We start from the raw sequence: 11748 nt of genomic DNA on the forward strand, positions 1-11748 counted from the left end.
TATGGGAACAGCGATCTTTATGGTACTGATGGTGAGCGGATACTGGTACACGAGTCGCGACCTCTCCACCCGGTTTAAAATTAAGCGCTCCTTTGGCTGGGATGTCTATTTTCTGGTCGCGCTGTACGGCTGTATCTTCGTATTGCAGGGCGTGATCGCCACCGGCCTGCTTTGGCTGTTGCTGCTCGGGCTCTCTTACACTGCCAATACCTTCCACTTAACCGCGCAGGACAACGCTAACTGGCAAGTGGACTTTATGAACTGGAGCTTCCTGGGCATCCAGGCGCCGGTAGTGGTGATGCTGGCTTTTGCCATCCTGTTTTGTCTCTATCGCTCGAACTGGGCGGGCAGCGCCAGGCTGGACGGCGAAGGCCGCAAGCAGCTTTACAAGCGCCTGTCACAAGCCAGCGGGATTGAGCAGTTGCTTTATCAGTGCATGGAAGAAGGCGAACTGGCGCTGGTGACGCTGAAATCGCGGCGGATTTATATCGGGATGATCCATACCGCAACCCTGGAATATGAAAAGACCGCTAACATCGTGCTGATCCCGATGCTGAGCGGCTACCGCGACGGCGAGACGCTGAGCCTGCGCATTGAGCATAACTACAGTAAATGGTATGCCGACCACGATATTACGCTCGATTCACAGCCTAAAAGCGCCATGGCGTTTCGCAAGGTCATCATGCTGGATCAAATTGAAAGCCTTTCACTTTTCGACCCCGCCAGCGCCAGTGCGCTGGATCTGGAACGGCATGCGGAGAGTGCAGAGTGAAATTTTTTCACCATCATGAAGATGACTCATGTTGCAATGAAATTTAGTCGCTTTCACTCCCTCCCCGGCTCTGGCATAACTTAAGCCATATTAACGTATTAGCAACATACAGACTGACTTCTGTAACCGCGAGGGGATTTCAGTCTTTATGTCAGAGCCGGGAAACATCACCATGAATAACGCTTTCACCTTCACGATTACCCACAGTCGTTTCGATGAAAATTACAACCCATCCGAAAACACGCGGATCACCACTAACTTTGCCAACCTCGCCCGCGGGGAAAGCCGTCAGCAGAACCTGCGCAATACGTTAGTGATGATTGACAATCGTTTCAACGCCTTAGCGCACTGGGACAACCCGAACGGCGATCGTTATTCCGTAGAGCTGGACATCATCTCCGTAGAGATGAATATCGCGGGAGAAGACAATCACGCCACCTTCCCGGCGATTGAAATCTTAAAAACCAACATCATTGATAAAAAAACCAACGAGCGCATTGAAGGGATCGTCGGGAATAACTTCTCCTCTTATGTCCGGGATTACGATTTCAGCGTTCTCCTGCCGGATCATAATAAACAGCAGACGACCTTTACCATTCCGGCTAATTTTGGCGAACTGCACGGCAATATCTTTAAGCACTTCGTTAATTCCGATGAATATAAGGCCAATTTCAGCAAGCCGCCGGTTATCTGCCTCAGCGTCTCCAATAAAAATGTCTATCACCGCATCGGTAATGCCCATCCTGTTTTAGGCATTGAGTACCAGCAACAGGGCTCTTCGTTAACGGAAGCGTACTTCAAAAAGATGGGTCTGCAGGTGCGCTACTTTATGCCGCCACACAGCGCCGCGCCGCTGGCGTTTTTCTTCACCGGCGATTTGCTGAGCGACTACACCTTCCTGGAGCTTATCGGCACCATCAGTACGATGGAGACATTCCAGAAGATTTATCGTCCGGAAATTTACAACGCGAATTCGGTCGCCGGGCACTGTTACCAGCCCAGCCTGACTAACGAGGATCACTCCCTGACCAAAATTGTTTACGACCGCGAAGAGCGTAGCCAGCTGGCCATTGAGCAGGGGAAATTTACCGAGAAACACTTTATCAAACCGTACAAAACTCTTCTTGAGCAATGGTCTGCTCAGTACGCGCGTTGATTCCATTAAAACGATAAGGTCACCTGTTATGAAAACATTGCTCCCCACCTCCACTGCCGGCAGCCTGCCGAAACCCTCCTGGCTGGCACAGCCGGAGACCCTCTGGTCACCGTGGAAATTGCAGAACGAAGAACTGCTCGCCGGTAAACAGGATGCGCTGCGTTTGTCCCTCGACGATCAGCTGCGGGCTGGCATTGACATCGTCAGCGACGGTGAGCAAACGCGCCAGCACTTCGTCACTACCTTTATCGAGCACCTCAGCGGCGTCGATTTTGAGAAACGCGAAGTGGTTAAAATCCGTAACCGCTATGATGCGAGCGTACCGACCGTCGTCGGCGCCGTGGCCCGTCAGAAGCCAGTGTTCGTTGATGATGCGAAATATTTACGCCGGCTCACCACCCAGCCAATCAAATGGGCGCTGCCGGGTCCGATGACCATGATCGACACGCTCTATGACAACCACTACAAAAGCCGGGAAAAACTGGCCTGGGAGTTTGCAAAAATTCTCAACCAGGAGGCCAAAGAGCTGGAAGCGGCCGGGGTCGATATTATCCAGTTCGACGAACCCGCCTTTAACGTCTTTTTTGATGAGGTGAATGACTGGGGGATCGCCGCCCTGGAGCGCGCCATTGAAGGGCTGAAATGCGAAACCGCCGTCCACATCTGCTACGGCTATGGCATCAAAGCCAACACCGACTGGAAGAAAACGCTGGGTTCAGAGTGGCGCCAGTACGAAGAAGCGTTTCCAAAACTGCAGACCTCGAATATCGATATCATCTCGCTGGAGTGCCACAACTCGCGCGTACCGATGGATCTGCTGGAGTTGATCCGCGGTAAAAAGGTGATGGTCGGCGCCATTGATGTGGCAACCCATGCCATTGAGACGCCAGAGGAAGTGGCCGCTACGCTGCGCAAAGCGCTGCAGTTTGTGGATGCCGACAAGCTCTACCCGTCGACCAACTGCGGAATGGCTCCCCTGTCCCGTCAGGTGGCTAACGGCAAGCTCCATGCGTTAAGCGCAGGGGCGGAGATTATCCGCCGGGAGCTGGCGGCGCGATAAGTCTTCAGGCCGGGCAAGCGCAGCGCGCCCGGCTTTTCCCCTCTCATCTCTCTGCTTCGCCTGCATTAATCAGCTTTCAAGTGCAGCGACGATAGTAGCTTCCATTTTCTCCGGGGTGGTCATCGGTGCAAAACGTTTGAGCGGTTTGCCGTCGCGTCCGATAAGGAACTTGGTGAAATTCCACTTGATTCGTCCCCCCAGTACGCCGGGCAACGCCTCTTTCAGATAACGAAACAGAGGATGCGCTGTTGCGCCATTGACCTCCACTTTCCCGAACATCGGGAAGCTGACGCCGTAATTGACGTGACAGGTCTGGGCAATGTCGTCCGCGCCGCCAGGCTCCTGCTTACCGAACTGATTGCAGGGGAAACCCAGCACCACCAGCCCCTGGTCGGCATACTTTTTGTAGAGTTTTTCAAGACCAGCGTACTGGGGTGTAAAGCCACACTGGCTGGCAGTGTTCACCACCAGCACCACCTTCCCCGCATAGTCGGCCATAGAGATGGGCTGACCGTGCAGGCTGGTGGCCGTAAGTTGATGAAAGGTCGTCATCGGGGATCCTCAGTGCAGAACGTTTTCAGGCGTGGAGGATTATAGGGCCTCATCCTGGATATGTCCGCTTCTGACCGGTATCGAATCTGCCAGCAATAAGAAAAATACCCGGAAGATAATGACAAATGAAAAATGCGATCTAAGATTTTTACCAAACAAAACTGAGAACATGGAGTCGAGGATGACGATTGTTTTATTCACCGCGCTGGCCTTTCTGCTGATTTTTTCCGGGCTTATCTGGCTTCTGAAGCTGGTCGTCGATGGATTTTGCCATCCGGAGGGGTCTTAATAGTTAAGAAACCAGCAGCCACCCGCTTAACAATATTACTGGCATTAAGATGTTTTAATCACTTGACTTGACTGTTTAGTATTCCCTCCGGGGAACGGCAAGATAATCGGTCTAATTATCTTGCCTGTTCATTTGGACAGACTTTTACTCATTGAGTATCAGCTATGTTCTGAACGAGGGATCTTCCTGCTCAATAACCCGCGTAAGCGCTCTGAAAACATCCTGCCCTGCGCCAAAGCGGGGATCGAACTGCAGCGAGTCCTGAGTGCATTTACGTTGAATAGCCTCGGGGATATCCAGTACTGGCCCCATTGACATCGAGGCGACCTGGATTTCACATGCCCGATTCAGGAGCCATAAGTTAGCGAACGCCTGAGGTAAATTGTGCCCCCAGGCCAGCAGGCCATGATTGCGCAGGATAATACAGGGGCGATCGCCAATACTTCTCAGCAAACGGGGGCCCTCATCCGCGTGCACCGTAATCCCTTCAAATTCATGGTATGCCACCTTTTCATAAAGCTGCGCGGAATAAAAATTGCTCATAGAGAGCCCACCAGCAGAGCAGGCTACTGCCATTCCCGCTGTGGTATGGGTATGCATGACGCAGTGAGCTTCCGGAATACTATCGTGTATCGCGCCATGAATGGTGAAACCAGCAGGATTTATGGGCCAGTCGCTGTGCCCAATAATATTGCCTTTATTATCAATTTTAACCAGCGATGATGCAGTAACCTCTGAATACATCAGGCCAAAGGGATTAATAAGAAAATGTTTTTCAGGCCCTGGCAAGCGTAAGGTGATGTGGTTATAAATTAACTCATTCCATCCAAGATGGGCGAAAATACGATAACAGGCCGCAAGATCAACCCTTGCCGCCCACTCTTCGGGGCTATAGCCAGCGGAAATGTCACTACGGTTATCGGCGTAAGAATGTGTTGTTGTGATGGTCATGATGACTCTCCTTTTGAGATTAACAGGCACGGTTTTTGTCTGTAGCAGGCTTCATGGGAATCGCAACGATGAGTAACGTCCCCAGAACCAGGACTACCACCGCATAAAGCAGTCCCGAGGAAAAGCTATTGGTCATATCTTTTAGATAACCCACCACAAAAGCACTCAGGGCGGATCCAATATTGCCCACCGCATTGATCAGGGCGATACCGACAGGTTTACTACGACTGGAAAGGACTTTATCTGGCGCGGTCCAGAATATAGCCATGGCGCAGAAGCCACCGGTAGAGGCCATCGCAATACCGGTAAGACGAATGACAGGATTTTCAGCATAGGCTGTTAACAGCCAGCCGACCGCTGCGAACAGCATGGGGATGGCAATGTGCCATTTACGTTCGCGTCGGCGATCGGAGCGCGCACTCCACCAGATCATACCGATAATGGTGCATATCTGAGGAATAGCAGCAAGTAAGCCAATAGTGACATTGCTGCTGGCCGCATTAAAACTTTTTACAATCTGAGGGATCCATATTCCGATCAGGCTAAGCGTATTTACCAGGCACAAATAGGCCAGGGCAAATTTTATTATTATCGGCTGACATAGTTCGCTAAGCAGACTTCCTTTTCGTTTTTCCGGTGTGACTTCCTGATGTTGTTCTGCAGCAAGCATAGCTGTCAGGCGTGCTTTTTCCTCGCGTGTCAGCCAGTTTGCTTTTATTGGATTGTCATCAAGATAAAACAGGACGGCAAGGCCGAGAACGACCGAAGGCAGACCTTCAAGAAGAAACAGCCATTGCCAACCCTTCAGCCCTAATACCCCATTCATCTCGAGAATGTAGCCGGACACAACTGAACCCAGTGCGGTGGTAACGGGAGTGGCAATCATAAATAACGCATTGGTTCGTCCGCGGCAGGCCTGAGGAAACCAAAAGGTCAGATAAAGTAATATCCCCGGAATAAAGCCCGCTTCAGCGATCCCTACCAGGGTACGCAATATATACAAGCTTTGCGCATCATGGGCAAAAAGGGTCGCTGTAGAAGCCAACCCCCAGACAATCATAATAATCGATAGCCAGCGTCTGGCCCCAAAGCGGCCAAGAGCAATATTACTGGGAATACTAAAGGCAATATAGGCGATATAAAAGAACGTCGTGGCAAGACCAAACATGGTTGCGGTAAGGCCCAGATCCTGCGACATCGTCAGACCCGCAAAACCAATATTGATACGATCCAGAAAGGCAAACACATAAAGCAAAAACAGAAACCAGACCAGTCTGCCAGATACTTTTTTTATGAGCTCATTATCCGTTTGCGCAGAATCCACAGAACTGAACTCCGTTTCGCTTCGGGTAGCGCTCACAAAAGAACCAGATTTTTCTAAAGTCATTGCAGGGTAGCTCCTCTGCTGTAGGGCGGGGTAAGGGTTTTTATTTATTTGCAACCATTAATATGTTAATGAGTTGTTGTATACAATTTAAATAATTTGGGTTATTTGTTAGAAATCGTTATTAATTGGAGCCCGCGCCATGCCTTTTTTACGCTTTACTCTGCGTCAGTTGGAAACCTTTCTTACGGTCGCTGAAACCCATAGTTTTACGGATGCCGGTGAGCGTCTTGGACTTACTCCCTCCGCAGTAAGCCAGCTTGTACAGGAACTGGAGTCCGTGCTGGGTTTTCGCCTGTTTGATCGCAGCACGCGCCGCGTTTCGCTGTCTGTCACTGGAAAGGAATTTTTGAATTCTGCTGGGGCGGTGCTTAAACGTGCCCGGCAGGCTGAAACCATCGCTTCAGCGATTAACGCTCGCGCTACGGGGGTGGTGCGCATTGCGGCGCCGATGGTGATTGCCGGCGTGATGCTACCGACAATAATCAAAGCGTATAAAACCCTTCAGCCAGAGGTAGCCGTACGGATTATTGATTGTCCGGTGGAACGTCTCGTCGATATTGTTATTGACGGTGACGCAGATATGTCGGTAGGCCCTAATTCTTTTTGCAGTGACGATATTCTTTCCACCGTGCTGTTTGAAAGCCCGTGGGTATTATGGTGTACGCCGGATCATGCACTTGCGCAGTTTGCTGAAGTCAACTGGGAGGATCTGAGAAGATTTCCGTTGGTCGCAGCAGGACGCGATCATGAGCAGAATGTCGCAAACATGGGCAGTGCTTTGCCCATTAATGAAAGGATAACCCCTGTCGACGTGGTCGATAATATTTCTACCGCCCTCGGTATAGCCTCTTCTGGTCTGGCCGTTACGCTGTCTCCTGCTTATGTAGAGCTACTGGCTAAGCCGTTCGGCCTGGTTATGCGTCGTATCGTTGCGCCTGACGTGGTTCGCCAGGTTTGTTTGTATCAGTCTTCAAAGTTTTTTAACTCGCCGGCTGCGGAAGGTTTCGCGGAACATCTTATTGGATGGATTGGTCAAAATATTGGGCGATAAGTAAAAGGCTAAATACGTCAGCGCTTTTCAGCCCGGGCGCGCTTTTTTTACTTTTCCGGTATACAGCCTGTCGGATGATCCACTTAAGGCGCTCACCCGCCATCATTCACATTGACAATATCCTGACGGCAGAAGAACAACATCAGCAATAAGAAAGTTTTTATTCTATTTGACGCCACCGCGTCCCGGTAGGCATTCCCCTTAAAACACCTGATTCTGGTGTTATTCCTCCTCCTCGTTTTGCGCTATCGTTTGTTCACGTCAAGGAAATGATTAACAACGGATAAAAATGAAACCCACCGCCTTATTCCTGGGATTGACCCTCACCGCGCCGGCATTTGCTATCGATATGCCTCCTCCTGCCCCCATCAAAATCATCGAGTGGTTACCGGACAGCACGCTGCGTATCGGACAGGGGATCAATGCGCCTTATCGCGTCTTCACGATGGCAGGCCAGATGAGTGAAATCTGGATCCACACCGATTGCCAGACGCAGAACAAAACGCTGCTCTTTATCAACGCGCAGCCAGGTAAAGGGTTGCGCGTTTACAGTACCGACTCCATCGATCGCTTCGCGCCGGGTAGCCCCTTTGAGCCGGATGCAGACAGCCCGTTCATGACCACACCCGGGCTGGATGTTTGCCAGCAGAATGTGCCTGAGGCGAAGTGGGCAGGTCTCTCCTCTCCTGCGCAACAGGGTGATATGCAGTTTATTGACGTGAACAACAGTCGGCGTGACGGGAAGATCATCAGCGCGCGTCTGGCGACAGATTTCGCCAACGTTCATTACGATGAAAAATATGGTGCGCCCTACTCAATGAAGATTCAGGACGTGATACTTGACTGCGAAACAGCGCAAAGTCGTCTCCTGCGCACCTTCTCACTGGATAGCCAGGATCGGGTTACGGATACCCAAACCTTTAAAGCGGGCGCGTTTACCGCCCTGTCGTCAGAGATGGCGGGCGTGGCAAAAACGCTCTGTGCCAGCCACGATCTTTCGCACTTCGTAGGAACAGGCCCCCTTCCGGTGCGTCATAAAGCGCCAGCGGATAGCGCACCCATTCAACCAGATTTAGACCACAATACTCCGACGGCGTTACAGCGTTTTCCGCTGCCGGCAAACGTCGTTGATCTCATCGAGAGAACCTTCTCCGACACCCAATCTAAACCGACCTTCCGCTCTCTTCGCTATACCCAGAGCGGCCCGGAGTCAAAAGGGCCGGGACTGGTCGCCAGAGTGGATGCCCAGCCAGACGGCACGACGCTAAGCATTGTGAAAATGACGCTCGGCAATGCCGTTTTTTATTCCCAGTACCAGCGCCTGTTTAATATCGTTGACGTCAGGAAATGGGAAACCATGTCGGAAGCGCCATGGGTCAGCACCACGCTTACGAGCGGAATTACCCTCCCCTTACAGCCGGGCAAGCTCATCTCTTCACACAGCCAGATTGCAAACCGCGATAAGCCTGGACAGAACAAATCACTCAGCCAGACCTGCGAGGCAGGGAAAGCGTGGCAGAACGCCGCCGACATTCACCCCAATTTCCCCGGGCGCTATCTTGAGTTTACCTGTAAACAGGATCTCGGTGATGGCAGAGAAGCCAGCGGCGACTACGCCTGGTTTGAGTCGTTACGCGTCTTCATTCGCATCGGCTATCACGCCGACGGGCATCCAAAACGCTTCACCTTTACCGATGTGGTGGTGACGCGTTAATCGCTCTTAGCACAACCGTCCGCCGCAGAGGTTACGGTTCCGGGAAATTCACCCTCTATACTTAAGAAAAACCACCGGAGGTAACTATGTGCGGACGTTTCGCCCAGGCCCAGACCCGGGAAGAGTATCTTGCTTTTCTGGCGGATGAAGCAGACTGCGACATCCCCTACGACCCGGAACCCATCGGGCGCTATAACGTTGCGCCCGGCACCAAAGTGCTGCTGCTCAGCGAGCGCGACGACCTGTTGCATCTCGACCCGGTATTCTGGGGTTACGCCCCTGGCTGGTGGGATAAAGCCCCGTTGATCAATGCCCGGCAGGAGACCGCCGCCAGCAGCCGGATGTTTAAACCGCTATGGAACCATGGCCGGGCGATTGTCTTTGCCGACGGCTGGTTCGAGTGGAAAAAAGAGGGGGAGAAAAAACAGCCCTACTTTATCTACCGTGCCGATGGACAGCCCATCTTTATGGCCGCGATCGGCAGTACGCCGTTCGAGCGCGGGGATGAAGCGGAAGGATTCCTGATTGTGACTGCGGCAGCGGACAAAGGGCTGGTGGATATTCACGACCGACGGCCGCTGGTGCTGACGCCGCAGGCGGCACGTGAATGGCTCCGCGAGACGGTAAGCAGCAAAGAAGCTGAAGAGATAGCGCAGAGCGGCGCCGTTCCCGCAGATGATTTCCACTGGCATCCTGTCACCCGGGCGGTGGGAAACGTAAAAAATCAGGGGCCAGAATTAATTAATAAAATAAGCGAGCCGTAAAAATAAAGCCCGCTATTTTTTCAGAAATAACGAAACGGCAGTTAATATAAAATGTCGTCAGCGTAGCGGCAAAATCATTTATCGGGAGGGCCAGCATTAGCCCCCCTTTTAACACCTAAACCACCTGTTTTGGCCAGCGTCTTCGTTTTGGCATTGGCACGCATGAATGTGCGGTGAGTCGGGTTCCACAGACGGAACAGACAGCACCATGAGGTTGGGTTTGCGTAGGGCTAAAAGAGGTAAAACGAAACCGCTTGCTCGTGCAAACCGGGCACTCAAATTTTATGTTGGGAATAGCCCCTCCGGGCAGGTGTATAGAACCACCACCATAGCGCAATTATTGATCGTCCAGGGATATATCTTTCCTGTTCGACAAATATTTACTTTCAGGCTTTGCACTATTTTAGTGAAAGCCATTTATTTGACGCGCAGTAAATCCGAAAAACGTGTGGTATATCGCGGAGACAACATCTCCCTTTTCATTTGCCACTGCTGCTCTATTCCCTGCCCCGCAAACCAGATTGTTCCGCGTCCTTGCTCATTTAATTTGTCGACGAGAGCCATCAGCTTTTCGCTATTGCGGCGCGGCGGATTTTCATCAAATAAATTAAGCTGCGCGACGCCAGAGCTGAAAAAATCCCCCAGCATGACGCCCGCTTTTTGATAGCGTAGCCCCTCTCGCCAGATGAGATCCAGACAGCGCGTCGCCGCGTTAATGATGTCCCGGCTGTCTTCGGTTGGCGTCAGCAGTTTGACGGAGGCGCTATTGCCGTAGTAAGGCTCGTTCAGCGCAAACGGCGAGGTCTTCACAAAAGCCGAAATAAACCGGCAGTACTGATGCTCGGCCCGCAGCTTCTCGGCGGCGCGGGCGGCGTAGCTACAGATGGCCTGGCGCATCGCCTCATAGTCTGAGATCCGCTCCCCGAACGAGCGGGAGCAGATGATCTCCTGCTTGTGCGGGGCAAACTCTTCAAACCCCAGGCAGGACTCGCCGCGCAGCTCGCGAACGGTGCGTTCCAGCACCACGCTGAAATGCTTGCGAATCAGGGCGGTGGGCGTATTCGCCAGATCCAGCACGGTATGAATGCCCATCGCCTCGAGCTTTTTGCTCAATCGCCGTCCGATGCCCCACACTTCACCCACGGGCAGCGCCGCCATCAGCTTGCGCTGACGCTCAACGCCGGATAAATCGACCACGCCGCCAGTCTGCCGCTGCCATTTTTTTGCCGCAAAGTTCGCCAGTTTGGCGAGGGTTTTGGTGGGCGCGATCCCTACCCCGACGGTGAGGTGTGTATGTTGCAGTACCGTTCGGCGGATTTCGCGGCCAAAGGCGTCCAGATTGTAGCAGTTACTGACTCCGGTAAGATCGCAAAACGCCTCATCAATCGAGTAGATCTCGACCCGCGGAGCGATCTCTTCCAGGGTGGTCATCACCCGATGGCTCATGTCAGCATACAGTTCATAGTTACTGCTGAAGGCGACAATCCCGTGGCGGCGGAAGATCTCTTTCTGTTTGAAATAAGGCGCCCCCATCGTCACCAGCCCTTTCGCCTCGGCGCTGCGGGCAATCACGCAGCCATCGTTATTCGACAGCACCACCACCGGGCGCCCTTTCAGATCCGGGCGAAACACCGTCTCGCACGAAGCATAGAAACTGTTCACATCGACAAGCGCAAACATGATTATTTGCGCCCTTTAACGAACGCAGCAATGCGCGGGAAGGTGAATAGCATAGTCTCAAATCCGTTTAACTGTATATATATACAGTATCAATGATTTTTCGAACAAATCAAGGTGCTTACCGGCACAACGGTTGAGACTATGGTTCAGGTTAATAACCGGAGTGGCTTATTTACAGGCCACCAGATCGGCCATCTGCTTAGCATCCGGCAAGCCGACGATCTGCTGCAGGGTGCGATCTTTATTCAGGTAATAGATGGCAGGCGTACCGCTGGCGCCGAGCTGCGTCATCAGCTGCTGGTTATGCTCGATCTGCTTAAACACCGCAGGCGGCGTATTACTCGTCAGCGCCGGTTTGGTTTTGCCGTTGCT

Annotated in this window: 10 protein-coding genes and 1 pseudogene; 6 read left to right on the plus strand and 5 right to left on the minus strand. The window is 52.3% G+C overall.

Features of this window, described 5'->3' with window-relative positions; all coding sequences use genetic code 11:
* The first annotated feature begins 1 nt into the window (after position 1).
* From WFM46_RS15785 to WFM46_RS15795, 3 genes are all read left to right on the plus strand, one after another.
* The gene (locus WFM46_RS15785) at positions 2–772 is read left to right on the plus strand and encodes a hypothetical protein (protein WP_103179750.1); all 771 of its coding nucleotides are present in this window, start codon (positions 2–4) and stop codon (positions 770–772) included.
* A 172-nt stretch (positions 773–944) separates the two neighbouring features.
* The gene (locus WFM46_RS15790) at positions 945–1928 is read left to right on the plus strand and encodes a DUF1852 domain-containing protein (protein WP_103181086.1); all 984 of its coding nucleotides are present in this window, start codon (positions 945–947) and stop codon (positions 1926–1928) included.
* A 28-nt stretch (positions 1929–1956) separates the two neighbouring features.
* Entirely contained in the window at positions 1957–2988 is a 1032-nt protein-coding gene (locus WFM46_RS15795) for a methionine synthase (RefSeq protein ID WP_336997981.1), read from the plus strand.
* Positions 2989–3057: 69 nt separating this feature from the next.
* On the opposite strand, the gene WFM46_RS15800 is transcribed toward WFM46_RS15795, so the two are convergent.
* The 3 genes from WFM46_RS15800 to WFM46_RS15810 all read right to left on the minus strand — a co-directional run bounded on the left by WFM46_RS15800 (position 3058) and on the right by WFM46_RS15810 (position 6167).
* A complete protein-coding gene (locus WFM46_RS15800) occupies positions 3058–3540 on the minus strand; it encodes a glutathione peroxidase (protein ID WP_156654582.1) in 483 nt (160 codons plus the stop codon).
* A gap of 451 nt (positions 3541–3991) precedes the next feature.
* Positions 3992–4780, minus strand: a complete 789-nt coding sequence (locus WFM46_RS15805) for a class II aldolase/adducin family protein (RefSeq protein WP_336997982.1) — start codon at positions 4778–4780, stop codon at positions 3992–3994.
* Positions 4781–4799: 19 nt separating this feature from the next.
* Entirely contained in the window at positions 4800–6167 is a 1368-nt protein-coding gene (locus WFM46_RS15810; protein ID WP_336997983.1) for an MFS transporter, read from the minus strand.
* Between the two features lie 139 nt (positions 6168–6306).
* On the opposite strand from WFM46_RS15810, the gene WFM46_RS15815 reads away from it, so the two are divergent.
* The 3 genes from WFM46_RS15815 to WFM46_RS15825 all read left to right on the plus strand — a co-directional run bounded on the left by WFM46_RS15815 (position 6307) and on the right by WFM46_RS15825 (position 9696).
* Positions 6307–7218: a LysR family transcriptional regulator gene (locus tag WFM46_RS15815; RefSeq protein ID WP_336997984.1), complete on the plus strand. Its 912-nt coding sequence runs from the start codon at positions 6307–6309 to the stop codon at positions 7216–7218.
* A gap of 289 nt (positions 7219–7507) precedes the next feature.
* Positions 7508–8932, plus strand: a complete 1425-nt coding sequence (locus WFM46_RS15820) for a hypothetical protein (RefSeq protein WP_336997985.1) — start codon at positions 7508–7510, stop codon at positions 8930–8932.
* Between the two features lie 86 nt (positions 8933–9018).
* Entirely contained in the window at positions 9019–9696 is a 678-nt protein-coding gene (locus WFM46_RS15825; protein WP_180210202.1) for an SOS response-associated peptidase, read from the plus strand.
* Between the two features lie 417 nt (positions 9697–10113).
* On the opposite strand, the gene WFM46_RS15830 is transcribed toward WFM46_RS15825, so the two are convergent.
* Entirely contained in the window at positions 10114–11376 is a 1263-nt protein-coding gene (locus tag WFM46_RS15830; protein WP_336997986.1) for a Y-family DNA polymerase, read from the minus strand.
* Positions 11377–11544: 168 nt separating this feature from the next.
* Positions 11545–11748: pseudogene (dsbG, locus tag WFM46_RS15835) on the minus strand (thiol:disulfide interchange protein DsbG); the annotation flags it as partial.

The sequence above is a fragment of the Leclercia sp. M50 genome, from assembly GCF_037150775.1.
Lineage (GTDB): Bacteria > Pseudomonadota > Gammaproteobacteria > Enterobacterales > Enterobacteriaceae > Enterobacter.

Excerpts from the sequence above, each read along its gene's own strand:
- WFM46_RS15785 (WP_103179750.1), top strand. The coding sequence starts at position 2 with ATGGGAACAGCGATCTTTATGGTACTGATGGTGAGCGGATACTGGTAC.
- WFM46_RS15790 (WP_103181086.1), top strand. The coding sequence starts at position 945 with ATGAATAACGCTTTCACCTTCACGATTACCCACAGTCGTTTCGATGAA.
- WFM46_RS15795 (WP_336997981.1), top strand. The coding sequence starts at position 1,957 with ATGAAAACATTGCTCCCCACCTCCACTGCCGGCAGCCTGCCGAAACCC.
- WFM46_RS15800 (WP_156654582.1), bottom strand. The coding sequence starts at position 3,540 with ATGACGACCTTTCATCAACTTACGGCCACCAGCCTGCACGGTCAGCCC.
- WFM46_RS15805 (WP_336997982.1), bottom strand. The coding sequence starts at position 4,780 with ATGACCATCACAACAACACATTCTTACGCCGATAACCGTAGTGACATT.
- WFM46_RS15810 (WP_336997983.1), bottom strand. The coding sequence starts at position 6,167 with ATGACTTTAGAAAAATCTGGTTCTTTTGTGAGCGCTACCCGAAGCGAA.
- WFM46_RS15815 (WP_336997984.1), top strand. The coding sequence starts at position 6,307 with ATGCCTTTTTTACGCTTTACTCTGCGTCAGTTGGAAACCTTTCTTACG.
- WFM46_RS15820 (WP_336997985.1), top strand. The coding sequence starts at position 7,508 with ATGAAACCCACCGCCTTATTCCTGGGATTGACCCTCACCGCGCCGGCA.
- WFM46_RS15825 (WP_180210202.1), top strand. The coding sequence starts at position 9,019 with ATGTGCGGACGTTTCGCCCAGGCCCAGACCCGGGAAGAGTATCTTGCT.
- WFM46_RS15830 (WP_336997986.1), bottom strand. The coding sequence starts at position 11,376 with ATGTTTGCGCTTGTCGATGTGAACAGTTTCTATGCTTCGTGCGAGACG.